We start from the raw sequence: 22,551 nt of genomic DNA, 5'->3' as shown, positions 1-22,551 counted from the left end.
CCGTGGCCCCGCCACCCGCCGTCGTGGCTACGGCCCCGCCCCCGGTCCCCGCGCCGCCGCCCGTGGCCGCGCCCAATGCGCCGGCCGGCGGGATCGCGGCGGCGCAGACGCTGGTGCGGGAGGCCGCCGGTGGCGTGGCGGCGGAGGAGGTGCCGGCGACCGGCGGTGCCGCGTCCTCCGGCCTGGAGCCGGTCGCGCGCTGGGGCGGCAAGCTGGCCGGGATGCCCGCCGACCGGTTCGCCGACAGGCCGGCCGAAACCGGCCTCTGCGCCACCGGCCAGAAGGTCGAGGTGCTGTGGGAGCGGGAGTGGTGGCCGGCCACCGTGCGCGCCGCCGTCCAGCCCGACGGCCGCTGCCCCGTGCATTACGACGGCTTCGGCCGCGAGTACGACGAGTCCGTCCCGCCGCACCGCCTGCGCGCCCGGGGCCGCTGAGGGAGGCAACTGAGGGGGGCCGCTGAACGGCCCCCCGCAACGCCGTCCTTACGCCTCCACCGGTTCCAGCGCCGGGTAGTCGGTGTAGCCCTTGGCGGCACCGCCGTAGAAGGTGCCGCGGTCCGGCTCGTTCAGCGGCGCGCCGCGCTTGAAGCGTTCCACCAGATCCGGGTTGCCGATGAACGGCACGCCGAAGCTGACCAGGTCGGCGTCGCCGTTCGCCAGGGCGGCGTCGCCGGCCTCCCGCGTGAAGCCGCCGTTGATGATGAACGGCCCCTTGAAGATGCGGCGCAGCAGCGGCGCCACCGGGGTGGCACCCTCCGGCAGGGCCTGCGGGCCGCCGATCCCCTCGATCACGTGCAGGAAGGCGAGGCCGAAGGGGTTCAGCGCCTCGGCGACATGGCCGAACAGGGCGGCCGGGTCGCTGTCCTTCATGTCGTTGAAGGTGCCGTTGGGCGACAGGCGCACGCCCACGCGCTGGGCGCCCACGGCGTGGCTCACCGCCTCCGTCACCTCCATCAGGAAGCGCGCGCGGTTGGCGACGGAACCGCCATAGGCGTCCGTGCGCGCGTTGGTGCCGTCGCGCAGGAACTGGTCGATCAGGTAGCCGTTGGCGGCGTGGATCTCCACGCCGTCCAGGCCGGCGTCGAACACCGCGCGCTTGGCGGCGTCGGCGAAGAGGCGGGCATAGGCCGGGATCTCCGCCGTCTCCAGCGCGCGCGGCACCGGGAAGGGCACCATGCCGGCCGCACCCGCGTACAGCTCGCCCCGGGCGGCGATGGCCGAGGGGGCGACGGGCTGCGAACCGTCCGGGCGGAACATCGGGTGCGAGATGCGGCCGACGTGCCAGATCTGCGTGAAGATGCGCCCGCCGTCGGCGTGCACGGCGTCGGCCACGCGGCGCCAGCCGGCCGCCTGCTCCACCGTGTGGATGCCCGGCGTGTCGGGGTAGCCCTGGGCGTCGGCGGAGACCTGCGTCGCCTCGGTGATGATCAGGCCAGCGGAGGCGCGCTGGCGGTAGTACTCCACCGTCAGGTCGGTGGGCGTGTTGCCCGCACCGGCGCGCGACCGCGTCATCGGCGCCATGACGATGCGGTTCGGCAGCTCGACGGCGCCGAGACGGACGGGGGTGAAGAGGTCGACTGCGGACATGTGCCCCTCGTGCAGGGTGGGTATGTATGTGCGTACATACTTGGCGCTTTCGCGCCCCTTGTCAAGTATGTCCCTGCATACCTATTGTCTGGGATATGGACGACGGCCTTACCTCACCCGCCCCTCTGTCTTGCACGTCGGCGCCGCCCCGACGGCGCGACCGCGAGGCGACCATGGGCGCGCTGCTCGACGCCGCGAAGTGCACCTTCGCCGCGCGCGGCTTCGACGCGGCCACGACGCGCGAGATCGCCGCCGCCGCCGGGGTGAACGAACAGCTGATCCAGCGCTACTTCGGCGGCAAGACCGGCCTTCTGCTGGCGGTGGTCGAGCGGTTCGGCAAGGCGGAGGGGCAGGGCTGCCCGCTGCCGCCGCCGGGCGACTGCCTGGAGACGGACATCGGCACCTTCCTGCACCAGCAGGTCAAGCTGACGTGGGAGCGGCGCGACCTCGCCAAGGTGGTGCTGGACCGCGCGCTGGTCGACCCGGCCGTGGCGGCGGAGATGAGCCGCACCCTGTCGGAGACGCGCATCCCCTGCCTGCTGGCGCGGCTGGAGACGTTCCGCGAACGCGGCCTGATCGACCCCGCCGCCGACCTGCCCAACGTCGCCGCCGGCATCGCGGCGCTCAGCTTCAGCCTGGGCTTCCTGGAGCAGGTGGTGTTCGCCCGCAATCCCGACGGCGTGTGCGCGGTGATGCGCACGCTCGCCCACACCATCGCGCGCGGGCTGGCCCCTAAAGCGGCGCTCAGGTCCTGAGCGCGCCGACGGCCGCGTCCACCGAGTCGTAGACGTCGAACACGGTGATGAGCTGGGTGATGTGCAGGACCTCGTTGATGCGCGTCGGCAGGTTGGCGAGAACCATGCGGGCGCCGCGGTTGGTCGCCGTGGTGTAGGACGACACCAGCTCGCCGACGCCGCTGGAATCGATGGCGGTCACGCCGCGCAGGTCGAGCACGATGCGCTGCGCGCCGCCGTTCAGCGCCTGCTGCAACGCCTGCCGCAGCGCGAACTCGCCCTCGCCGATGATCAGCTTCCCGTTCAGCGTCAGCACCTGAACGTTGCCGACGTTCATGACCATGACGTTCAGCGCCCAGGCCGGCGGCGCCAGCCCCGCCCCCAGCAGGGTGGCGCCCACGGCGCCGAGGGCGATCAGGCAGGCGCGCCGCGACCGCGGTTCCATCGTCATCTCTTTCCCCTCCGTGTCCGTGGTGGTCCTGCCCCTTTGTGACAAGGCCACCGATCGGGTTCCGCGCGCCAGGAAAAATCGGCCCGTTCTTAGCCGGCCGCTTCCCACCCGATGGCGTCGCGCAGGAAGCGCACGCCCAGCGCCTTGAAGGCGGCGACCTGCGCGCTGTCCGTGCCGCCGGCGTGCCCGCCGGTCGCCGGTTCGTGGAAGTGGACGGCGCTGTAGCCTATGGCCTGCAGCTTCGCCGCCATCTTGCGCCCGTGCCCGCAATGGACGCGGTCGTCGCAGCGGTTGGTGAGGATCAGCATCGGCGGATAGGGCCGGTCCGGTGCTGCGGCGTGGTAGGCCGAGATGCCGGCCAGGAACGCCCAGTCCTCCGGCTTCGCCGGGTCGCCGTATTCGTCGGTCCAGATGGCCCCGCCCAACTGCGGGAAGCGGCGCATGTCGATCAGCGGGATGGTGCAGAGGATGGCGCCGAACCGCTCCGGATACCGCGTCAGCATGTTGGCGACGAGCAGCCCGCCGTTCGACCCGCCCTCCGCGGCGATGCGGCCGGGGCGCGTCACGCCGCGCGCCACGAGGTCGGCGGCGACGGCGGCGAAGTCGTCGTGCGCCAGCCGCTTGCCCGCCCGCCGGCCGGCCTCGTGCCACGCCGCGCCGAACTCGCCGCCGCCACGGATGCTGGCGATCACGACGGTGCCGCCGCGTTCCAGCCACAGCTTGCCGGCCGCCGGGTCGTAATAGGGCAGCACGGGGACCGCGAACCCGCCGTAGCCGGTCATCAGCACCGGGGCGTCGCCCGTGGCGCCGGGCGGGCCGACCTGCACGTAGGGGATGCCCGTGCCGTCCGCCGACACCGCGTCGTGCCGGCTCACCGCCAGCCCGGCGGCGTCGAACGCCGCCGCCGCCCGCTTCAGCAGCCGCGGCGCCGCGCCCGGCCGCAGCAGCAGGAGCGACGGCGGGGTCAGCGGGTCCTGCGCGTAGGCCAGCAGGTCGCCGTTCGACTCCTCCGGCTCCTGGTCCAGGGGAAGGACGGACACGGTCCCCACCTCCGGCACCCCGGCCAGCGGCTCCCGCGACCATCCGGACGGCGAGGGCGTCAGCACCTCGAACACCTGCCGCAGGTCGTCCAGAATGCTCAGCACCAGCCGTCCGCCGCACCAGACCGGGGCGTGCGCCACGCGGCGCGGCGCGGGCTCGAACAGCGTCACGAAGTCCCGGCGGCCGGCCAGGAAGGCGGGAAGGGCGATGCCGATGACCGCCTCTTCGGGAAAGGTCGTGCCGCCCACCGTCCAGGGCTTGCGCAGCCGCACCGCCAGCCAGTCGCCGTGCCGCGCGCCGCTGCCGTACAGGACGGCGTCCGGCGGGAGGTCCAGCGCCCGCTTCGGCCCGTCCCGGTCGCCCAGCAGGAAGCGGGTGGTGACGTTGTCGCCCTCGAAGAACCACACGCGCTCGGCCGGGCCGTCGTGCTCGACCGCGACGGCGACGTAACGGGTGTCGTCCTTCGTCTCGAAGACGACGGGTGCGGCCAGCGGATCGGTGCCCCGCCGCCACCGGCGGACGGCGCGCGGGTAGCCGGACGAGTTCGCCATGCCCGCCCCGGCGGCCGACGCGAACAGCAGCGTGTCGCGGTCCAGCCAGACGGGGCTCCACCCCTTGGCCTCCGGCAGGAAGAAGCCGTCCGGCAGGAAGCGCCGCGCGGCCACGTCGAACTCGCGCAGCACGGCGGCGTCGCCGCCGCCGCGCGACAGGCGGATGACCGCCCGGTCGTGCGCGCCGGGCAGGGTGGACGGGCCGCCCCACACCCAGTCCTCGCCCTCCTCCGCCGCCAGCCGGTCGAGGTCGAGCAGGACGTCCCACTCCGGCGCGTCGGTGGCGAAGCTCTCCAGCGAGGTCGTCCGCCAGACGCCGCGCGGGTTCGCCGCGTCCTGCCAGAAATTGAACAGGCGGCCGCCGCGCCGCACGACGTGGGGGATCTTGTCCTGCCGGTCGATGATGGCCTTCAGCGCGTCCCGGTCGGCCGCGTAGCCGTCATCGCAAAACGCCGTCCGCGTCGCCGCGTTCTGCGCCTCGACCCAGGCGAGGGCGGCGGCGGACTCCCTCTCCTCCAGCCACAGGTGCGGGTCGTCGTCCGGGGCGTCCGGCGTCGGGCGAAAGTCCCCTGTCGTCATCCTGGTGCCTCCCCGGCCGTGCATGCCGCAAGCGTCGTCTAATCCCCCGCCGCCGCGCGTTCCTCCAGCCGCCGCCCGGCCCGGTGGGTGCCCAGCGCGTCCAGGGAATACAGCGTCAGCGCCGTCCAGATGCAGCCGAAGGCGACGGCGTGCGCCGTCGTGAAGTGCTCGCCATAGACCAGCACGCCCAGCAGCAGCTGCCCGGTGGGCGACGCGTACTGCAGAAGCCCGATGGTGGTCAGCTTCAGGCGCGCCGCGCCGATGGCGAACAGCACCAGCGGCACCGCCGTCACCGGTCCCGACAGCGCCAGCATCGCCGTCTGCCCCACGCCGCGCAGGTAGGCGGCATCCATCCCCAGCCAGATCAGGTAGGCGAGCGCCGCCGGCAGCAGCAGCGCCGTTTCCACCAGCAACCCGATCATCGGGTCGATCGCCGCCTTCTTGCGCACCAGCCCGTAGAAGCCGAAGCTCAAGGCCAGCGCCAGCGCGATCCACGGCACCACGCCGTGCGACAGCACGAGGCTGCCCACCCCCGCCGCGGCCAGCAGCACCGACAGCAGCTGCCGGCGCGACAGCCGTTCGTGCAGGAAGACGACGCCCAGCACCACGTTGACCAGGGGGTTGATGTAATAGCCCAGGCTGGCCTCCACCAACTGGCCGGAGGCCACCGCGTAGACGAAGATCAGCCAGTTGCTGGACACCAGCGCCGTCGTCACCAGGAAGACGCCCAGGCGCCGCCACGTGCCCACGGCGCGCACCACGGCCGCCGCACCCCGCGTCGCCAGCACGGCCGCACCCAGCAGCAGCACCGTCCACACCACGCGGTGCGCGACGATCTCCGGCGCGCCGACGTGGCCGACCAGCTTGAAATAGACCGGCGCCAGCAGGCCCCACATCAGGAAGGCGCCCAACGCCGACAGGATGCCGATCAGGGTGGCGCTGCGGGCGGCATCGCGGGCGGTGGGGGAGGTCATACGGTCCGTTTAGCACGCCAACGATCGGCTGGCGACCGGACGGCCGGGCATGCGTGGACTGCGCGGCCGGAATGACTGGGCATCCGCCGCGTCATCGCCGCACGTCCACAGCAACCGCAGACGAAAGCACAAAGACATATGCCCTAGTGGCTAGATTGCATGCGTTTGTGATCGGGCTGCAATGGTGATAGGCTCCTCCGATATCGATATCGTCTTTGATTGTCCATCAGAAATTCACGGATTTAGGGGCGTGTGGTGGAACGAAGTGGAAGTACTGTTGATGGAGCTTTGGCGTTGTCCGTGGAAACGCCCGTGCGTCATCTTCAGGCGGTCGCCGAATTCGGCCAGTATGCGCTGTGGGAAACCGACCTGGACGCGCTGCTGCACGAGGCGTGCTCGCAAGTCGCGAAGGGGCTTGGGGTTCCGTACGCGAAAGTTCTGGAATACCGGCCGGCCGGCGACAACTTCCTGATCCGCGCCGGGGTGGGGTGGGGGCCGGGCGTCGTGGGGTCGGTGCGCGCCCCGGCCGACCGCGGCCATCCGCCGGGGCTGGCCATGCTGACGCGCCAGCCGGTGGTGACCGAGGACGTCACCGCCGACCCGCGCTTCACCCCCACCGCGCTGTTCCGCGAATACGGCGTGGTGGCGCTGGCCAACGTGCCCATCGTGACCGAGGCCGGCGTGTTCGGCGTGCTGGAGGTGGTGACGCCCCGCCGCCAGTCCTTCTCCGGGGCGGAGGTCAGCTTCCTGCGGGGCTTCGCCAACCTGATCGCCGCCGTGCTGCACCGCAAGGGCGTGGAGCGGTCGCTGCAGGCCGCCTTGCAGGAACGCGAGATCCTGCTGCGCGAACTCCAGCACCGGGTGAAGAACAACCTGTACGTGGTCACCAGCCTGCTGGGACTTCAGGCCAACCGCATCGACGACGACGCGGCCCGGCAGGCGCTGATGGAGGTGCAGGGCCGGGTGCACGCCATCGGCCTCGCCTACAGCATCTTGCAGACCTCGCAGGACATCTCGCGCTTCGACCTCGGCGCCTATCTGGCCGACCTGTGCCGCACGCTGGTGGCCGCCGCGACCTGCCCGGTCCGCCTCGATCTCGACCTGCGGCCGGCACCGGTGAGCTTGCAGGTGGGCGTGCCGCTCGGCCTCATCGTCAACGAGATCGTGTCCAACAGCCTCCAGCACGCCTTCGGGCCGGAGGGCGGCGCGGTGTCGCTGTCCGTGCGGCGGGTGGACGAGCGCATCGAGCTGACGGTCGCCGACGACGGCCGCGGCATGAATCCCGCCGCCGGGGCGCGGCGCGGCAGCCTGGGGCGCAAGCTCATCGCCGCACTCGCCGTGCAGATCCAGGGCACGCTGACGCGCCCGGAGGTGGAACGCGGCGTGTGCTACCACATCAGCTTCCCGGTGCCGAATGACTGACGGCGGGCCCGTGCTCAAGCGCATCCTCGTGGTCGAGGACGAGGCGCTGGTGGCGCTCTACACCCAGGAACTGCTGGAGGACGCCGGGCACACCGTCGTCGGCCTCGCCGCCACCGGCGAGAGCGCGCTGGCCCTGGCCGCGCACGAGCGCATCGACCTGGCGCTGCTGGACATCCGCCTGCCCGGCGGCATGGACGGCATCGCGGTGGGGGAGGCGCTGCGCGCCCGCCACGGCATCCCGGTGATCTTCATCTCCGGCACGCTGGACCGCGAAACGCTGGCGCGCACCAGCGCCGTGGCCCCGGTGGCCTGCCTGCAGAAGCCCGTCCGTCCCGGCGAACTGCTGTCCGCCGTCAACCGCGCCGGCAAAGGCGCGTAGGTTGGGTTGAGTTCCCACCGGCGCTGGCACGCCGACCCGCAGCGGGATGAAACTAGGACAAAGCCCCTCTCCCCTGGCGGGAGAGGGGTTGGGGAGAGGGGGATAGCCGCCTCTCGCGCTGGCCTTCAGCCAGCGCTGACGGCGTCAGGCGGATGCCTCTGGCATCCGCTGAGAGCCGGCAGGCGGAACATGACTTTCTTCCGCCCTGCCGGGCGTAACCACCCTCTCCCCAACCCCTCCCCCGTCAAGGGGGAGGGGCTATGAGGAGCACCTGCCCCTTGTTTCTTTCCAGCCGCAGGCGAAGCCCAACGCGCCGGCGTTGCGCAGAGTGTTGGGCTTCGCTGGCGCTCAACCCAACCTACGACTCAACGGCTGCCGCCGCCACTTCCGCCACCCGCGCCACCACCCATGCCGCCACCCGCACCGGCGCGCCCGCCAGCGCCGCCAGCGCCCGGCGACGGGGTGGCGCCGGGGACCTGCGGCGTCGGGGTAAGGGAACCGGCGCCCGACGACCCGGACCCGCCGCCGCCCTGTGCGCCCCCCTGTGCGCCTCCTTGGGCGCCGGTTGCGCCGCCGGGGTTGGGCTGGCCGGAGCCGAAGCCGGTCTCGCGGGCCATGGTGCGGGCCTCGCGCAGGCGCTGCAGGCAGCCGTCGGTATCGCCACGGTCGGCGGCGGCGCGCGCCTCGCCGATCATGTCGCGCATGCGGCGGCGCTCGTCCTCGCCTAGGCGCGCACCCTGCCGCGTGCCGGCGGCGGAACTGTCGGCGCTGCCCAGGATGGTGTCGGCGAAGCGGGCGGCGTCGCGCTTGCAGGCGTCCGCCCGTTCGGCCGGCTGCTGCGCCGCCGCCGGCAGGGCGGTGAGGGCGAGCAGCAGCGGCACGGCCAGCCGCGCACGCATCAGCAGCGCACGCATCAGGTGCCGTCCCGCGGCGGCGTGCGGTCCAGCCGGCCGCGCGCCACGTCGGCCGCCGAGCCGGGCCCGTAGGACGGCGATGCCGTCCCCGGACCCGTCGCTGGCGGCACATGGATGCCGCCCGCGTCCGTGGCCTTCGGCGGGGTCTTCGGCTCGGCCTCCGTGTTGGCCTCGCGGAAGGCGCTGGCGGCATCGGACAGGGTGCGCCGGGATTCGACGGTCTCGGGCGAGGGGATGTCCTCCACCGGCGTGTGGCCGACGGTCTCGTCCGCCGTCACGCCGCGCCCGGGCCAGCCCGACGTACGCCCCGACTCACGCCATGCGGCGGCGCGCTCGCCCATGTTGACGGCACCCCCGCCCTCGATGATGGCGATCGCGCGCTCGATGGGTTCGCCGTGCTTGAGCGAGGCGACGAGCAGCGCGCCCCCGCGCTGCACGCCCGCGGCGTAGGCGTGCGCCTCGTCGTCCGGCACGCCCCAGCCGCGCAGCTGCGGGATCAGCGCGCCGTAGCCGTCGCCAGCGCCGTAGCCGCCATCGCTGATCACCTCCAGCTCGGCGTCGTCGAAGCCGGCGTCGACCAGGCTGCGGAAGGTGTCGTCGGCGTCGGCGCGGGTGTCGAACAGCGCCACGATGTTGGTGTGGGACACGGCCGCCTCCGTCGGTTCATCAGGATCAGTTCATCGGGATCAGTTCAGCCAGATCAGTTCAACCAGACCAGCAGGATCGCCACGATGGCGATGACGAACGCCACGATCAGCAGGGTCCTGGATTGCGAGCGGACGGTGCCGGTCCCCTCGTAGACGCCCATCTTGCGGGGCCCATGGTCGTCGCTGGCCATGGCGTACTCCCTTCGCAGTGCCGGATGTTGCATCCGGACAACAGGGCGCTGCGCCGCCCGGTTCCGCCAAACGCTGTCAGCCGCCACCGGTGTGGTGCAGGTGCGGCCGGAAGGCCGCCTCGTGGGCGTGCCTGTCCAATGTTGCGGCTGGTCGTCGCATTGAATCCGCTCCGCCGAATCCTGCACTATCGATAAAGATCATCGGGAATCGTGGTGCGAAATGCCGGGATATCGGAAATCGTTCAGCATCGTAATCGGCATGTGCGTGTATGCCGCCATGATGGCGGGGGCGCTTTTTTCTATGGGTTCCCCGGCATCGGCCGCGTCGGAGATGCGAGGTGTCGCGCCATTCTTGCGAGGCGGCTGGTCAATCGATTGCTCCTCACCTCCGCATCTATGGCGGATTTTTTCCAGCGAGAAGGCCATCGGGCCTGTTCCTGTGTTGGAAGAGGCCAGAAAAACTACGGTCAGTGGAAATTTCATCGATGTGGAATACTCCGACGGTTTGATTGATAGATTCAAATACATTTCGGATGATCGGGTTTCGTATATTTACCAGCTCAGGCGTGACGGTTCTGTTTACAGGGACTGGTCGCAATATGGCGGCGTCGTTCTGCACCGATGCCAGGTGGATCAGTACGACTATGCTGCCGCTCCGACCGAGCTCGAGGGAGGGTGGTCCTACGATTGTACGAAGCCGCCGGATCGCTGGCGACGCTACGCCGGGTCCGAGGCCACCGGGCCCGGCACGCAACGGTATCGCATCCAATCCGTTTCGCGCAGCGGACCGCTCTACAGGGTAACCTATGTCGATGGAGACGGCGAAGTCTTCGTCATGATTGATGGCGACACGCTCAGGTATATCTACGATTTCGATCCCGGCGATGCCATCAGAAGGAACTGGACGAGGAAGAACATCGTCCTGTCACGGTGCGAGCGGCCGGTGTATTCTGCACAAGGCGGGGGTGGGCGTGTCGATCGGGAACGGGGCGGATACGCGCCACCTTCCGGCGCAGCAAATGCCGCCAGGGATCTTGCGAAAAATCAGCTCGTCGTGAAAGCTACGAAATGCGCGATAGCCGGCGGCTTGGCGTCTCTGGCCAAGGAACCGTCAACGAAGGCCTTCATCGACCTATTCGTGATGTCGATGCTGAATCAAGCGCCGCCGACGAAAGAAGACGTGGCAAAGCAACTTGCCTTTGCGAAGGTCGAGCACGAGCTGAAGGAGCGCGGGCACGACAACATGGCGATGATGGTCAGCGCCGGCGCCATGCTCGACTGCGTGGCGAATTGACGTCCTCCAGCTTCGCCCGCCGTCGCTGGCCCCCGACGCCACATCGCAACTCGTGACCAAAAGCAGGCCCGGAGCGCGTGGCTCCGGGCCTTGGCAATCGCCGCCACGCGTGGGCGGGTTACTCGCGGACGACCTGCTGGCGGGCGAGGTCGAGCAGGCGCTCCATCTCCCGCTCCACGCGGTGCTCGGAGATGTCGACGCCGCGCTCCTTCAGGTCGGCGCACAGGCGGTCGCGGATGTCGTGCGGGCCGGTCGTGTCGATGTCGGTGTCGATGATCTGCCGGACGTAGTCGTCGGCCGCCGGGCCGGTCAGGCCCAGGAGGTCGGCCGCCCACAGCCCCGCCAGCTTGTCGCGCCGGGTCCGGATCCGGAACAGCAGCTCCTCGTCGTGCTGGTACTTGTTCTCGAAGGCCCTCTCGCGCTCGTCGAAGGTGGTCATGGGACCCCGGACTCCTTGGCTTGTTTGCGCTTCCCGTTACCGGATTATATAGCCGGTGCAGCCGCTGGCGCCACCGCCCCACCGGCCACCGCATCCGCGAAATCGGCAGCGGGCGACATACCGGGAGAGGAGCCGAAAGGCAAGATTTCATGTGCAGCGTCATCATCCTGCGGCGTCCGGACGCAACCTGGCCCCTGATCATCGGGGCCAACCGTGACGAAATGGCGAATCGGCCCTGGCTCCCGCCCGGCCGCCACTGGCCCGACCGCCCCAACGTGACGGCCGGCCTGGACGAGCTGGCCGGCGGCACCTGGATGGGCCTCAACGACGAAGGGGTGGTCGCCGCCATCCTCAACCGCGTCGGCACGCTCGGGCCGCAGGACGGCAAGCGCTCGCGCGGCGAACTGGTGCTGGAGGCGCTGGACCACGCCGACGCCTCCGACGCCGTGCTGGCCCTGAGCCACCTGGACACGCGCGCCTACCGCCCCTTCAACCTGTTCATCGCCGACAACCGCGACGCCTACGTGGTCATGCACCGGGGTGAAGGCGGGCGCAACCGGCCGGAGGTGGAGACGGTGGGGGAGGGGCTGCACATGCTGACCGCCCGCGACCTGGACGACACGGCCGACCCGCGCGTCGCGCTCTACCTGCCGCTGTTCCGCCACGCCGCCCCGCCCGACCCGGACGCCGGCACCTGGGGCGGCTGGCCGGAGCTGCTGTCCAGCCGCATCTGGGACGGGGAGCGCGCCAGCGGCGCCATGAACTTCCGGCTGCCCAGCGGCTTCGGCACCTCGTCCAGCGCGCTGATGGCCCTGCCGGCGGTGGAGCGCCCGGACCTCGATCCCCTCTGGCACTTCGCCGCCGGCCCGCCGCACGAGCACCCGTACCAGCCCGTGAAGGCGGGGTGAGGGCGAAATCCCCTTGGATTGTGTTCCGGCGGCCGGCTTGCTATATCACTCACGGACATCCATGGGCCGGCGGTCACTTGCCGGCCCTTCTACGGTTTTGGACAATCGCACCCATGTCGAGACGCCGGCGCATCTACGAAGGCAAGGCCAAGGTCCTGTTCGAGGGACCGGAGCCGGGCACCCTCGTCCAGTACTTCAAGGACGACGCCACCGCCGACAACAACAAGAAGGGCATCATCACCGGCAAGGGGGTGCTGAACAACCGCATCTCCGAATACCTGATGAGCCGTCTGTCGGAAATCGGCGTGCCGACGCACTTCGTGCGCCGCCTCAACATGCGCGAGCAGCTGATCCGCGAGGTCGAGATCATCCCCATCGAGGTGGTGGTGCGCAACGTCGCCGCCGGCTCGCTGTCCAAGCGCTTCGGCATCCCGGAAGGCACGCCGCTGCCGCGCTCGATCATCGAGTACTATTACAAGTCGGACGAGCTGGGCTCCCCCTTCGTGTCGGAGGAGCACATCACCGCCTTCGGCTGGGCCACCCCGCAGGACCTGGACGACATGGTGGCGCTGAGCCTGCGCGTGAACGACTACCTGTCGGGCCTGTTCCTGGGCATCGGCCTGCGGCTGGTGGACTTCAAGCTGGAGTTCGGCCGCCTGTGGGAGAACGAGGACATGCGCATCGTCCTCGCCGACGAGATCAGCCCGGACAACTGCCGCCTGTGGGACATCAAGACCAACGAGAAGCTGGACAAGGACCGCTTCCGCCAGGACCTCGGCAAGGTCGAGGAGGCCTACCAGGAGGTGGCGCGCCGGCTCGGCATCCTGCCCGAGGGCGGGCCGGGGGACCTCAAGGGCCCCAAGACGATTCAGTAATCCAAACTACCCTTTGAGCGAAGGCGAGATCATGAAGGCGAAGGTTCACGTCACCCTGAAGCGCGGCGTCCTGGATCCGCAGGGCAAGGCCATCGAGCACGCGCTGCACACCCTGGGCTTCGCGGGCGTCGACAACGTGCGCGCCGGCAAGGTCATCGAGCTGGAGCTGAAGGCCACCGACAAGGACGCCGCCCGCAAGGAGGTGGAGGCCATGTGCTCCAAGCTGCTGGCCAACACCGTGATCGAAGACTACGCCATCGAGCTGGCGTAAGTGCGCTTCTCCCTCTCCCCTCCGGGGGAGAGGGATTGGGGAGGCCCGTGACCCCCGACCATCTCGCATCCCTTGACCCGATCTTCGCCGAATGCATCCGCGTCGGCGGGCCGCTGGTGCGCGACTTCACCCGGCCCAGCGGCTTCCCCGGCCTGCTGCGCATCATCATGGAGCAGCAGCTCTCTACCCAGGTGGCGCTCGTCCTGTGGGGCAAGCTGCAGGCCCGCCTGGACCCGGTGACGCCCGAAGGCTTCCTGGCGCTCGATGAGGCGACGCTGAAGGCCTGCGGCTTCTCCGGCCGCAAGATCCTCTATGGCCGCATCCTGGCCGAGGCGGTCTTGAGCGGGTCCCTCGACCTCGACGCGCTGCACCGCATGGAGGACGAGGCCGCCATCGAGGCGCTGGTGGCGCTGAAGGGCATTGGCCGCTGGAGTGCCGAGATCTACCTGATGTCCGCGCTCGACCGGCCCGACGTGTGGCCGGTGGACGACCTCGCCATCCAGATCGGCGTGCAGCGCCTCAAGGGTTGGGAGGCGCGCCCGACCCGCGCGCAGCTCCTGGACGTGGCCGAGCCCTGGCGCCCCTACCGCAGCCTCGCCGCGCGGCTGGTCTGGCACCACTACGTGGCGCTCCAGCAGCAGAAGAAGAAGCCGCGCTAGCGCGTTCCGGCGGCCGGAACGCCGCTCTCCGCACGCTGTTGACCTTTCCAGATGGCGGACCCGGTGCCGGCGTCGCACTTCCGCCATAGGCCGATCCGTCTGCATGCAAACGATCAAAGATCGCTACGATAGGCCGCTCGTGCCCATGCGTATGGTTGAAGGGCGAACGGTTCAGAGGACCGCGTTGGAGAAACGGACCACCCACGCCACCACCACCCGCGCCCGGCGTCAGGAGGACGAGCTTGCCGCCCGCGTCGACGCGTTGGAGGAGGCCGTGCGGGCGCGCGACGCCTTCCTCGCCATCGCCGCGCACGAGCTGCGCAACCCCATGTACGCGCTGAGCCTGCACCTGTCCGTGGCGCTCAAGATGGCGAAGGCGGGCACGAACGACGACCTGGCCCGCGTGCTGGAGGGGGCCACGCTGTCCCTCAACCGCTACGTCGAGCGGGCGACGCTGCTGCTGGACGTGTCGCGCATCAACGCCGGCCACAAGGACCTCCACATCGAGGACGTGGATTTCGCCGCGCTGGTCCGGCAGGTGGCGGAGACCTTCGCGGCGGAGGCGGACTACACCGGCGTCACCCTCACCCTCGACCTGCCGGACCGCCTGGACGGACGCTGGGACGGGCTGGCCATCGAGCAGATCACCGGCAACCTGCTGTCCAACGCCATCAAGTACGGCGCCGACGGCCCCGTCGAGGTGACGCTGGCGCGGGAGGGGAACTGGGTCGGCCTGACGGTGCGCGACCGCGGCCCCGGCATCCCGGCCGAAGACCTGGAGCGGATCTTCGGGCAGTTCGAGCAGGTGATCTCCGGCACCGCGCGGACCGGCTTCGGCGTCGGGCTGTGGCTCGTCCGTTCGCTGCTGGAGGCGCACGGCGGCAGCATCGCGGTCGACAGCACGCCCGGCGCCGGCGCCACCTTCACCGCCCGGCTGCCCCTGGACGCCACCCCCACCGGACCGCGACGCCCATGACGGAAGAGACGGAAGACCCGCACAGGATGGAACTCGACCGCGTCCCCACCGGCATCGCCGGCCTGGACACGGTGTTGCACGGCGGCTTGCTCAAGGGCGCCGTCTACATCGTGCAGGGCGTGCCGGGGGCGGGGAAGACGATCCTGTCCAACCAGATGTGCTTCAGCCACGTGGCCGCGGGCGGGCGGGCGGTCTACGTCACGCTGCTGGCCGAATCGCACACGCGCATGATCCAGCACCTGCGCCCGATGGCCTTCTTCGACGAATCCGTGATCCCCGAGCGCCTGTACTATGTCAGCGCCTTCAGGACGCTGGAGGACGAGGGGCTGAAGGGCCTGCTGGACCTGTTGCGGCGCGAGATGCGCGGGCACCGGGCCGGCGTGATGGTGCTCGACGGGCTGGTGGCGGCGGAGGAGACGGCGGCCTCGGACCGCGAGTTCAAGAAGTTCGTGCACGAGGTGCAGATGCACGCCGCGCTGAACGGCTGCACGGTGCTGCTGCTCACCACCGGCGGGCCGGGGCCGGTGCGGGCCGAGCACACCATGGTGGACGGGCTGATCGAACTGGATGACCAGCTTTTCGAGGTGCGCACGGAGCGCAGCCTACAGGTCCGCAAGTTTCGCGGCAGCGATTCGCTGCGCGGGCGCCATCCGGTGCGCATCACGGCGGACGGCTTGGTCGTCTACCCGCGCATCGAAGCCGTGTTCTCCACGCCCTCGGTTCCGGACGCGGCGACGGCCGACCGGGTCGCGACCGGCGTCGACGGGCTGGACGCGCTGATCGGCGGCGGGCTGATCGAGGCGACGACCACCGCCCTGATGGGGCCGACCGGCGTCGGCAAGACGACCTTCGGCCTCCACTTCCTGGCGCAGTGCAGCGCGGCGGAGCCCGGCCTGCTGTTCGGCTTCTACGAAACCCCCGCGCGCCTCAGGCTGAAGGCGGCGCGGCTGGGCCTGGATCTGGAAGGGCTGGAGAAGACGGGCGCCCTGGAGATCGTCTGGCAGGCGCAGACGGAGAACGTGCTGGACGAACTGGCGCACCGGATGCGCGACGCCGTGCTGCGCCGCGGCGTGCGGCGCCTGTTCGTGGACGGCCTGGGCGGCTTCATCGAATCCGCCGTCCATCCGGAGCGCATGAGCCGCTTCTTCTCTGTGCTGTCGAACGAGATCCGGGCGCTGGGCGTCACCGCCATCTACACGCTGGAAACGCGTGACATCCTCGGGCCGACGCTGCAGGTGCCGGTCAGCGGGATTTCGTCGCTGGTCGAGAGCGTTGTCTTCCTGCGCTATGTGGAGGTGCAGGCGCGGACCCGGCGGCTGCTGTCGATCGCCAAGATCCGCGACAGCGGCTTCGACCCCGCGCTTCACGAATTCGAGATCACCGGACAGGGCGTGCGGATCGTCGGCCCGTTCGCCGGCTACGAAGGGATGCTGAGCGGCTACGCGCGCACCCTGGACGCGCCCGCCCCCGCCAGCCCTTCCAAGCGGCCGCCGCGCCAGGGGTGATGCGTGAAGACCATCCTGCTGGTGGAAGACGAGTTCGGCATCGCCGGGGTGCTTACGGTCCTCCTGGAGGACGAGGGCTACCGCGTGCTGTCGGCCGCCAACGGCCGGCAGGCCCTGGCCCGGCTTGCCGAGGCCCGGCCGGATTTGGTGGTTACCGATTTCATGATGCCGCTGCTGGACGGCGCGGCGCTGGGCGCTGCGCTGCGCGCCGACCCCGCCTTCAAGGACATTCCCATCATAATGATGAGCGCCGTGCCGGAAGCCGCCGTCCGCGCGCGCTTCGCCGGCTACACCGCCTTCCTGCGCAAGCCGTTCCCCATCCCGGCCTTCTTCGACCTGATCGCCAGGGTCCTGAAGGGGTGAGCGCCGGACAGCCGCCTTACCGCCACGTCCGCCGCTTCTGCGTGGCCGCGGCGCGGATGGCCTTCAGCGCCTCGTGCGACAGGCCGATGCGCGACTGGCCGGGGCCGCGGCCGGACATGCGGACGTCCATCACCGCGTAATCGTTCGGCCCCCGCTCGTGGAACGCCACGGACGCGGCCTCGCAAACGGCCACGCCGCGCTCGAAGTCCACTTTCCAGGTCAGTTCCATGGGGGCCTCCCCAAATAATCGACAAAAACACTCTATCAGCGAAGCAAACCTTACGTCCACATATTTTAACCCTTTCGAAAGGGTGGCCTGGATCGCAGCCATTCCGCCCCAGCCCCTTGCTTCATCCGGCCTATCCCTCTAGTGTCCCCCGCAAAAGCCCTGCCACCCCCGAGCCCGAGCGAAACCGCGCCCCCATGAAGGCTGCCGTCATCGTCTTCCCCGGCTCCAACCGCGAACGCGACGCCGTCGCCGCGCTGGAAGCCGCCTCCGGGACCAAGCCGTACGAGGTTTGGCACCGCGACACCGAACTGCCCGACGTCGACCTGATCGTCGTCCCCGGCGGCTTCTCCTATGGCGACTACCTGCGCTCCGGCGCCATGGCCGCGCACTCGCCGATCATGCGCGAGGTCAAGGCCCGCGCCGACAAGGGCGTGCGGGTGCTGGGCGTCTGCAACGGCTTCCAGATCATCACGGAGGCCGGGCTGCTGCCGGGCGCCCTGATGCGCAACGCCAAGCTGAAGTTCATCTGCCGCACCGTTGCGATGCGGGTGGAGAACACGGACAGCGCCTTCACCGCCAAGTACCGTCCGGGGCAGATCGTCCGCTATCCGGTCGCCCACCACGACGGCAACTACTGGGCCGATCCGGAGACGGTGAAGCGCCTGGAGGGGGAGGGCCGCGTCGCCTTCCGCTACGTCGGCGACCTGGGGCAGGCGGATCCGGCCCACAACCCCAACGGCTCCGTCAACGCCATCGCCGGCATCTTCAACGAGAAGAAGACGGTGCTCGGCCTGATGCCGCATCCGGAAGACGCGGTGTGCGCCCTGCACGGCAACACCGACGGCAAGCCCCTGTTCGACGGTCTGGTGGAGGCCTTGTCGTGAGCGAACCCAAGAACAGCGAACCCAAGGTCACCGCGGAACTCGCCGCCACCTACGGCGTGACCGCCGAGGAATACAAGCTGTTCCTCGACATCCTCGGCCGCGAGCCGACCTTCACCGAGCTGGGCATCGTCTCGGTCATGTGGTCGGAGCACTGCTCGTACAAGTCGTCCAAGGTCTGGCTGATGAAGCTGCCGACCACCGGCCCGCAGGTCATCTGCGGCCCCGGCGAGAACGCCGGCGTGGTCGACATCGGCGACGGCGACACCGTCATCTTCAAGATGGAAAGCCACAACCACCCGTCGTTCATCGAGCCCTACCAGGGCGCTGCGACCGGCGTGGGCGGCATCCTGCGCGACGTGTTCACCATGGGTGCGCGGCCCATCGCCAACATGAACGCGCTGCGCTTCGGCTCGCCCGACCATCCCAAGACCCGGCACCTCGTATCCGGCGTGGTCGCCGGCATCGGCGGCTACGGCAACTGCGTGGGCGTGCCCACGGTGGGCGGCGAGACCAACTTTCACCCCGCCTACAACGGCAACATCCTGGTCAACGCCATGACCGTGGGCGTGGCCAAGGCCGACCGCATCTTCTATTCGGCCGCCGCCGGTGTGGGCAACCCGGTGGTCTACGTCGGCTCCAAGACCGGGCGCGACGGCATCCACGGCGCCACCATGGCCTCGGCCGAGTTCAGCGAGGATTCGGAGGAGAAGCGCCCGACCGTGCAGGTCGGCGACCCCTTCACCGAGAAGCTGCTGATCGAGGCCTGCCTGGAGCTGATGGCCACCGACACCATCGTCGCCATCCAGGACATGGGTGCGGCCGGCCTCACCTCCTCCTCGGTCGAGATGGCCGGCAAGGGCGGTCTGGGCATCGAGCTGGTGCTCGACGACGTGCCGATGCGCGAGGAGGGGATGACCCCCTACGAGATCATGCTCTCCGAAAGCCAGGAGCGCATGCTGATCATCCTCAAGCCCGGCAGCGAGGAGCAGGCGCGCGCCATCTTCGACAAGTGGGAGCTGGACTTCGCGGTGATCGGCCACCTGACCGACACCGGCCGTCTGGTCATCAAGATGCACGGCAAGACCTGGTGCGACATGCCGATCGCCCCGGTCTCCAACGCGTCCCCCGTCTACGAGCGCCCGTGGGAGCCCACGCCGGCCCGCGACGAGGTGTCGGAAAGCGTGTGGGACAACTGGACCATTTCGTTGGGCGACACGCTGGAAAAGCTGGTCGCCTGCCCCGACCTCGCCTCCAAGCGCTGGATCTGGGAGCAGTACGACAGCCTCGTGGGCGGCGACACCCGCTTCATGTCCGGTCAGGCCGACGCCGCCGTGGTGCGCGTGCCCGGCCAGACCAAGGCGGTGGCGATCACCACCGACTGCACGCCGCGTTATTGCCTCGCCGACCCGGTCCGGGGCGGCGCCCAGGCTGTGGCCGAGGCGTGGCGCAACCTGTCGGCCGTCGGCGCCAAGCCGCTGGCGATCACCGACAACATGAACTTCGGCAACCCCGAGAAGCCGCGGATCATGGGCCAGTTCGTCGGTGCCATCCAGGGCATGTCGGAGGCGTGCAAGGCGCTCGACTTCCCGGTCGTGTCCGGCAACGTGTCGCTCTACAACGAGACGAACGGCGAGGCCATCCTGCCGACCCCCGCCATCGGCGGCGTGGGCATCCTGCCGGACGCCATGCTGGCGGTGGGCATCGCCTTCAAGAACGAGGGCGACGTCATCCTGGCGGTGGGCGAGACCAAGGGCCACATCGGCCAGTCGCTGTTCCTGCGCGAGATCCTGGGCCTGGAGGACGGCCCGCCGCCGCCGGTGGACCTGGAGGTCGAGCGGCGCAACGGCGACTTCGTGCGCGGCCTGATCCTGGACGGCCTCGTCGCGTCGAGCCACGACGTGTCGGACGGCGGCCTCATCGTGGCGATCGCCGAGATGGCGATGGCCGGCGGCGTCGGCGCCTTCCTGACCGGCTTCGACGACCAGCACGCCAAGGTGCTGTTCGGCGAGGACCAGGGCCGCTATGTCCTGGCGGTGAACCCGGCGAAGCTGGCCGAGGTCGAGGCGCGCGCCAAGGCCGCGGGCGTCCCGCTCACCACGCTCGGCCGCACGGAGGGCACGGCGCTCTCCGGCCGCGGCGGCGAGATGATCACCATCGAGCGCCTGCGCAAGGCCAACGAAGGCTGGCTCCCCGGCTACATGGCCGCCGCGGAGTGACGTGTATCTCCCTCCCCCTGCTCCGCAGGGGGAGGGAAGCCCGCGAAGTGGGCAGGGTGGGGGCAAGTTGTTTCCAAGGATCAGCGGCCCCCCGTCTTCCACAATGGCCGTTGCCCCCACCCTCCCAAGCTTCGCTTGGGTCCCTCCCTCCCCCGCCGGAGGCTGGGGAGGGGTTGAAAGAGGCAATCTCCCTTTCCCTCTCCCGGTGACAAATCGGATATGAGCGCTAAATTATGCTGCGGCGCCCGCGTGGGCGGGGCATGAGTGGATTGGCACGAGAGGGCACAGACCAATGGCGATGGAAGCCGCTGTCATCGAGAAACTGATCAAGGAAGGCATCCCCGACGCGACGGTGGAGATCGCCGACCTGCGTGGCGACGGTGACCATTACGCGGCGCTCGTCACCTCGGCGGCCTTCAAGGGCAAGAGCCGGGTGCAGCAGCACCAGATGGTGTACGCGGCACTCCAGGGGAAAATGGGCGGCGAACTGCACGCGCTGGCGCTGACCACCGCCGTGCCGGAAGGCGCTTGAGGCTTATCGGGAAAGGTAGCGAGATATGGACCAGACTGTCGTCGAGCGCATCAAGCAGGACATCGGCAGCAACGACGTCGTGCTCTACATGAAGGGCACCCCGGTGTTCCCGCAGTGCGGCTTCTCCGCCGCCGTCGTCCAGGTGCTCAGCCACGTGGGCGTGAAGTTCAAGGGCATCAACATCCTGGAGGATCCGGGCCTGCGCCAGGGCCTGAAGGACTTTTCCAACTGGCCGACCTTCCCGCAGCTCTACGTGAAGGGCGAGCTGGTCGGCGGCTGCGACATCGTGCGCGAGATGTACGAGTCGGGCGAGCTGCAGCAGCTCCTCAAGGAAAAGGGCGTCGCCACCGCCGACGCGGCCTGACGCCTCCCGGCCCCGGCCGGACGAAGAAAGGGCCCCGCCACGGCGGGGCCCTTTTCGTTTTTCACTCCCTCCCTCGCCTCCGGCGGTGGAGGGGGAAATATGTCACGCCGTCGCGGCACCCCGTTCCTCGCGCAGCACCGGGCGGCGCTTCTGGCGCACGGCGTCCATGCGGTCGGCGAACAGGGTCAGGCAGCGCGGTGTCGGCGGCAGGCTTTCGCCGCGGTGCACGCTGGCCAGGAAGTCCACCACGTCCACCAGGGCCACCGGCCCCACCGGCTTCTCGACGTAGCCGATGCCGTAGGTGCGGTACTTGTGCGCGAAGTCCACGTTGGCGGTGATGTAGACGGACGTGGTGCCGAAGGTCTCGTGCAGCCACTCGTCCACCTTGGCGCCGCAGCGCTTCTGGCCCAGCCGCAGGTCGGCCAGCGCCAGGTCGGGCGCCCGGTCGCGCGTCAGCGCCTGCGCCTGGTCGAGGCTGCAGCAGATACCGATGACCGTATAGCCTGCGCTCTCCAACGCGTCGGCGTAGGCCATCGCGATCAGCGCTTCGTCCTCGATGATCAGAATTTTCATGACGCAACCAACGCTCAGCGGAACGCATGCGTTCCAGGGGGGTAAGGTGGCGCCCCCACCGGACGTGTGCAATTCCGCTTTCGCGTTACCTGATTCGAGCGAGCACCCGAACCGGCCTATGCATCAGTCGCCGAAGACCCGGCGGAAGATCGTGTCGACGTGCTTGGTGTGGTAGGCCATGTTGAACATCGGCGCCAGCTCGTCGCGGCTGATGTGCTTGGTCACGTCGGCGTCGGCCAGCAGGTTGTCCAGCAGCTGGCCGCCCTCCGCCCACACCTTCATGGCGTTGCGCTGCACGGCCAGATACGCGTCCTCGCGGCTCATGCCCGCCTGGGTCAGCGCCAGCAGCACGCGCTGCGAGAAGACCAGACCGCCCAGGTCCTCCAGGTTCTTCTTCATGCGGTCCGGATAGACCACCAGCTTTTCCATCATGCCGATGGCGCGCACCAGGGCGAAGTCCAGCGTCACGGTGGCGTCCGGGCCGATCATGCGCTCGACCGAGCTGTGGGAGATGTCGCGCTCGTGCCACAGCGCCACGTTCTCCATGGCCGGCACCACGGCGGAGCGGACGATGCGCGCCAGACCCGTCAGGTTCTCCGACAGGACCGGGTTGCGCTTGTGCGGCATGGCGGAGGAGCCCTTCTGGCCGGGGTGGAAGTACTCCTCCGCCTCGCGCACCTCGGTGCGCTGCAGGTGGCGGACCTCCACGGCGAGGTTCTCCAGCGACGACGCGATCACGCCCAGCACGGCGAAGTACATGGCGTGCCGGTCGCGCGGGATGACCTGGGTCGAGTGCGGCTCGACGCTCAGCCCCATCTTCTCGGCGACGTACTGCTCGACGAACGGGTCGATGTTGGCGAAGGTGCCGACGGCGCCGGAGATGGCGCAGGTCGAGACCTCGCGCTTGGCATCCTCGAGCCGGCGGCGGGCACGGGTGAACTCGGCGTATGCCTGCGCCATCTTGAGACCGAACGTGGTCGGCTCGGCGTGGATG

26 protein-coding genes and 1 pseudogene are annotated in these 22,551 nt (G+C 69.8%); 16 read left to right on the top strand and 11 right to left on the bottom strand.

Going from position 1 to position 22,551, the window contains the following annotated elements; translation table 11 throughout:
• A pseudogene (locus VED21_RS37855) lies at positions 1 to 434 on the top strand (hypothetical protein); the annotation flags it as partial.
• Between the two features lie 48 nt (positions 435 to 482).
• Here the strand turns inward: VED21_RS37855 and VED21_RS37850 are convergent.
• Complete coding sequence (locus tag VED21_RS37850; protein WP_324891520.1) at positions 483 to 1,586, bottom strand: alkene reductase; 1,104 nt, start codon at positions 1,584 to 1,586, stop codon at positions 483 to 485.
• 173 nt (positions 1,587 to 1,759) lie between these two features.
• Here VED21_RS37850 and VED21_RS37845 point away from each other — a divergent pair, with 173 nt between their 5' ends.
• Positions 1,760 to 2,341, top strand: a complete 582-nt coding sequence (locus VED21_RS37845; protein WP_324891518.1) for a helix-turn-helix domain-containing protein — start codon at positions 1,760 to 1,762, stop codon at positions 2,339 to 2,341.
• On the opposite strand, the gene VED21_RS37840 is transcribed toward VED21_RS37845, so the two are convergent.
• The 3 genes from VED21_RS37840 to rarD form a co-directional block, all read right to left on the bottom strand.
• Positions 2,331 to 2,771: an STAS domain-containing protein gene (locus VED21_RS37840; RefSeq protein WP_324891516.1), complete on the bottom strand. Its 441-nt coding sequence runs from the start codon at positions 2,769 to 2,771 to the stop codon at positions 2,331 to 2,333. The two genes, VED21_RS37845 and VED21_RS37840, sit on opposite strands and share 11 nt — an antisense overlap.
• Before the next feature lie 89 nt (positions 2,772 to 2,860).
• Positions 2,861 to 4,942, bottom strand: a complete 2,082-nt coding sequence (locus VED21_RS37835; RefSeq protein ID WP_324891514.1) for a prolyl oligopeptidase family serine peptidase — start codon at positions 4,940 to 4,942, stop codon at positions 2,861 to 2,863.
• Between the two features lie 38 nt (positions 4,943 to 4,980).
• A complete protein-coding gene (rarD, locus tag VED21_RS37830) occupies positions 4,981 to 5,916 on the bottom strand; it encodes an EamA family transporter RarD (protein ID WP_324891512.1) in 936 nt (311 codons plus the stop codon).
• A 312-nt stretch (positions 5,917 to 6,228) separates the two neighbouring features.
• On the opposite strand from rarD, the gene VED21_RS37825 reads away from it, so the two are divergent.
• Positions 6,229 to 7,338: a sensor histidine kinase gene (locus tag VED21_RS37825; RefSeq protein ID WP_324891510.1), complete on the top strand. Its 1,110-nt coding sequence runs from the start codon at positions 6,229 to 6,231 to the stop codon at positions 7,336 to 7,338.
• A 10-nt stretch (positions 7,339 to 7,348) separates the two neighbouring features.
• Positions 7,349 to 7,717: a response regulator gene (locus VED21_RS37820; RefSeq protein ID WP_324891508.1), complete on the top strand. Its 369-nt coding sequence runs from the start codon at positions 7,349 to 7,351 to the stop codon at positions 7,715 to 7,717.
• A 365-nt stretch (positions 7,718 to 8,082) separates the two neighbouring features.
• Here the strand turns inward: VED21_RS37820 and VED21_RS37815 are convergent, their stop codons facing one another.
• The 3 genes from VED21_RS37815 to VED21_RS37805 are packed head-to-tail and all read right to left on the bottom strand — an operon-like array spanning position 8,083 to position 9,469.
• Positions 8,083 to 8,631 (bottom strand): hypothetical protein, encoded by a 549-nt coding sequence (locus tag VED21_RS37815; RefSeq protein ID WP_324891506.1) that lies wholly within the window; start codon positions 8,629 to 8,631, stop codon positions 8,083 to 8,085.
• Positions 8,631 to 9,278, bottom strand: a complete 648-nt coding sequence (locus VED21_RS37810; RefSeq protein ID WP_324891504.1) for a hypothetical protein — start codon at positions 9,276 to 9,278, stop codon at positions 8,631 to 8,633. The genes VED21_RS37815 and VED21_RS37810 overlap by 1 nt, the downstream gene beginning before the upstream one ends.
• 53 nt (positions 9,279 to 9,331) lie before the next feature.
• The gene (locus tag VED21_RS37805; RefSeq protein ID WP_324891502.1) at positions 9,332 to 9,469 is read right to left on the bottom strand and encodes a hypothetical protein; all 138 of its coding nucleotides are present in this window, start codon (positions 9,467 to 9,469) and stop codon (positions 9,332 to 9,334) included.
• 220 nt (positions 9,470 to 9,689) lie between these two features.
• Between VED21_RS37805 and VED21_RS37800 the strand changes: the two genes are divergently transcribed.
• Entirely contained in the window at positions 9,690 to 10,763 is a 1,074-nt protein-coding gene (locus tag VED21_RS37800) for a hypothetical protein (RefSeq protein WP_324891500.1), read from the top strand.
• Between the two features lie 118 nt (positions 10,764 to 10,881).
• Here the strand turns inward: VED21_RS37800 and VED21_RS37795 are convergent, their stop codons facing one another.
• On the bottom strand, positions 10,882 to 11,202 hold the full coding sequence (locus VED21_RS37795; protein ID WP_324891498.1) for a DUF1476 domain-containing protein: 321 nt from the start codon (positions 11,200 to 11,202) through the stop codon (positions 10,882 to 10,884).
• A gap of 149 nt (positions 11,203 to 11,351) precedes the next feature.
• Here VED21_RS37795 and VED21_RS37790 point away from each other — a divergent pair, with 149 nt between their 5' ends.
• From VED21_RS37790 to VED21_RS37760, 7 genes are all read left to right on the top strand, one after another.
• Positions 11,352 to 12,110 (top strand): NRDE family protein, encoded by a 759-nt coding sequence (locus VED21_RS37790; protein WP_324891497.1) that lies wholly within the window; start codon positions 11,352 to 11,354, stop codon positions 12,108 to 12,110.
• A 113-nt stretch (positions 12,111 to 12,223) separates the two neighbouring features.
• Positions 12,224 to 12,985 (top strand): phosphoribosylaminoimidazolesuccinocarboxamide synthase, encoded by a 762-nt coding sequence (gene purC, locus VED21_RS37785; RefSeq protein WP_324891495.1) that lies wholly within the window; start codon positions 12,224 to 12,226, stop codon positions 12,983 to 12,985.
• Positions 12,986 to 13,016: 31 nt separating this feature from the next.
• A complete protein-coding gene (purS, locus tag VED21_RS37780) occupies positions 13,017 to 13,256 on the top strand; it encodes a phosphoribosylformylglycinamidine synthase subunit PurS (RefSeq protein ID WP_324891493.1) in 240 nt (79 codons plus the stop codon).
• Between the two features lie 47 nt (positions 13,257 to 13,303).
• Positions 13,304 to 13,915 carry a DNA-3-methyladenine glycosylase 2 family protein gene (locus tag VED21_RS37775; RefSeq protein ID WP_324891491.1) on the top strand — a complete coding sequence of 204 codons (612 nt, stop codon included), beginning with the start codon at positions 13,304 to 13,306 and terminating at the stop codon, positions 13,913 to 13,915.
• 184 nt (positions 13,916 to 14,099) lie between these two features.
• Positions 14,100 to 14,891: a HAMP domain-containing sensor histidine kinase gene (locus tag VED21_RS37770; RefSeq protein WP_324891489.1), complete on the top strand. Its 792-nt coding sequence runs from the start codon at positions 14,100 to 14,102 to the stop codon at positions 14,889 to 14,891.
• Positions 14,888 to 16,396, top strand: a complete 1,509-nt coding sequence (locus VED21_RS37765; RefSeq protein ID WP_324891487.1) for an ATPase domain-containing protein — start codon at positions 14,888 to 14,890, stop codon at positions 16,394 to 16,396. Before VED21_RS37770 ends, VED21_RS37765 begins: the two co-directional genes overlap by 4 nt.
• A gap of 3 nt (positions 16,397 to 16,399) precedes the next feature.
• On the top strand, positions 16,400 to 16,759 hold the full coding sequence (locus VED21_RS37760) for a response regulator (RefSeq protein ID WP_324891485.1): 360 nt from the start codon (positions 16,400 to 16,402) through the stop codon (positions 16,757 to 16,759).
• Positions 16,760 to 16,775: 16 nt separating this feature from the next.
• Here the strand turns inward: VED21_RS37760 and VED21_RS37755 are convergent, their stop codons facing one another.
• Positions 16,776 to 16,988 (bottom strand): hypothetical protein, encoded by a 213-nt coding sequence (locus VED21_RS37755; protein ID WP_324891483.1) that lies wholly within the window; start codon positions 16,986 to 16,988, stop codon positions 16,776 to 16,778.
• Positions 16,989 to 17,182: 194 nt separating this feature from the next.
• On the opposite strand from VED21_RS37755, the gene purQ reads away from it, so the two are divergent.
• The 4 genes from purQ (at position 17,183) to grxD (ending at position 20,984) form a co-directional block, all read left to right on the top strand.
• Positions 17,183 to 17,872, top strand: a complete 690-nt coding sequence (gene purQ / locus VED21_RS37750) for a phosphoribosylformylglycinamidine synthase subunit PurQ (RefSeq protein ID WP_324891481.1) — start codon at positions 17,183 to 17,185, stop codon at positions 17,870 to 17,872.
• Entirely contained in the window at positions 17,869 to 20,088 is a 2,220-nt protein-coding gene (purL, locus tag VED21_RS37745; RefSeq protein WP_324891479.1) for a phosphoribosylformylglycinamidine synthase subunit PurL, read from the top strand. The genes purQ and purL overlap by 4 nt, the downstream gene beginning before the upstream one ends.
• Before the next feature lie 292 nt (positions 20,089 to 20,380).
• On the top strand, positions 20,381 to 20,620 hold the full coding sequence (locus VED21_RS37740) for a BolA family protein (RefSeq protein WP_149468649.1): 240 nt from the start codon (positions 20,381 to 20,383) through the stop codon (positions 20,618 to 20,620).
• A 25-nt stretch (positions 20,621 to 20,645) separates the two neighbouring features.
• The gene (gene grxD, locus VED21_RS37735; RefSeq protein WP_324891475.1) at positions 20,646 to 20,984 is read left to right on the top strand and encodes a Grx4 family monothiol glutaredoxin; all 339 of its coding nucleotides are present in this window, start codon (positions 20,646 to 20,648) and stop codon (positions 20,982 to 20,984) included.
• 102 nt (positions 20,985 to 21,086) lie between these two features.
• On the opposite strand, the gene VED21_RS37730 is transcribed toward grxD, so the two are convergent.
• A complete protein-coding gene (locus VED21_RS37730; protein WP_324891474.1) occupies positions 21,087 to 21,557 on the bottom strand; it encodes a response regulator in 471 nt (156 codons plus the stop codon).
• 123 nt (positions 21,558 to 21,680) lie between these two features.
• Positions 21,681 to 22,551, bottom strand: an 871-nt coding sequence (gene purB / locus VED21_RS37725) for an adenylosuccinate lyase (protein WP_324891472.1), incomplete at its 5' end; no start/stop codon positions are given.

Source organism: Azospirillum sp., assembly GCF_035627195.1.
Classification (GTDB): Bacteria; Pseudomonadota; Alphaproteobacteria; order Azospirillales; family Azospirillaceae; genus Azospirillum.
This window is presented reverse-complemented; position numbering and strand designations above follow the sequence as displayed.

Bases quoted from the DNA above. Each gene is read 5' to 3' on its own strand.
- VED21_RS37790 (WP_324891497.1), top strand. From the start codon at position 11,352: ATGTGCAGCGTCATCATCCTGCGGCGTCCGGACGCAACCTGGCCCCTG.
- VED21_RS37800 (WP_324891500.1), top strand. From the start codon at position 9,690: ATGCCGGGATATCGGAAATCGTTCAGCATCGTAATCGGCATGTGCGTG.
- VED21_RS37730 (WP_324891474.1), bottom strand. From the start codon at position 21,557: ATGAAAATTCTGATCATCGAGGACGAAGCGCTGATCGCGATGGCCTAC.
- rarD (WP_324891512.1), bottom strand. From the start codon at position 5,916: ATGACCTCCCCCACCGCCCGCGATGCCGCCCGCAGCGCCACCCTGATC.
- VED21_RS37755 (WP_324891483.1), bottom strand. From the start codon at position 16,988: ATGGAACTGACCTGGAAAGTGGACTTCGAGCGCGGCGTGGCCGTTTGC.
- VED21_RS37805 (WP_324891502.1), bottom strand. From the start codon at position 9,469: ATGGCCAGCGACGACCATGGGCCCCGCAAGATGGGCGTCTACGAGGGG.
- VED21_RS37740 (WP_149468649.1), top strand. From the start codon at position 20,381: ATGGCGATGGAAGCCGCTGTCATCGAGAAACTGATCAAGGAAGGCATC.
- purC (WP_324891495.1), top strand. From the start codon at position 12,224: ATGTCGAGACGCCGGCGCATCTACGAAGGCAAGGCCAAGGTCCTGTTC.
- VED21_RS37845 (WP_324891518.1), top strand. From the start codon at position 1,760: ATGGGCGCGCTGCTCGACGCCGCGAAGTGCACCTTCGCCGCGCGCGGC.
- VED21_RS37765 (WP_324891487.1), top strand. From the start codon at position 14,888: ATGACGGAAGAGACGGAAGACCCGCACAGGATGGAACTCGACCGCGTC.
- VED21_RS37815 (WP_324891506.1), bottom strand. From the start codon at position 8,631: ATGCGTGCGCTGCTGATGCGTGCGCGGCTGGCCGTGCCGCTGCTGCTC.
- grxD (WP_324891475.1), top strand. From the start codon at position 20,646: ATGGACCAGACTGTCGTCGAGCGCATCAAGCAGGACATCGGCAGCAAC.
- purQ (WP_324891481.1), top strand. From the start codon at position 17,183: ATGAAGGCTGCCGTCATCGTCTTCCCCGGCTCCAACCGCGAACGCGAC.
- purS (WP_324891493.1), top strand. From the start codon at position 13,017: ATGAAGGCGAAGGTTCACGTCACCCTGAAGCGCGGCGTCCTGGATCCG.
- VED21_RS37835 (WP_324891514.1), bottom strand. From the start codon at position 4,942: ATGACGACAGGGGACTTTCGCCCGACGCCGGACGCCCCGGACGACGAC.
- VED21_RS37795 (WP_324891498.1), bottom strand. From the start codon at position 11,202: ATGACCACCTTCGACGAGCGCGAGAGGGCCTTCGAGAACAAGTACCAG.
- VED21_RS37850 (WP_324891520.1), bottom strand. From the start codon at position 1,586: ATGTCCGCAGTCGACCTCTTCACCCCCGTCCGTCTCGGCGCCGTCGAG.
- VED21_RS37840 (WP_324891516.1), bottom strand. From the start codon at position 2,771: ATGACGATGGAACCGCGGTCGCGGCGCGCCTGCCTGATCGCCCTCGGC.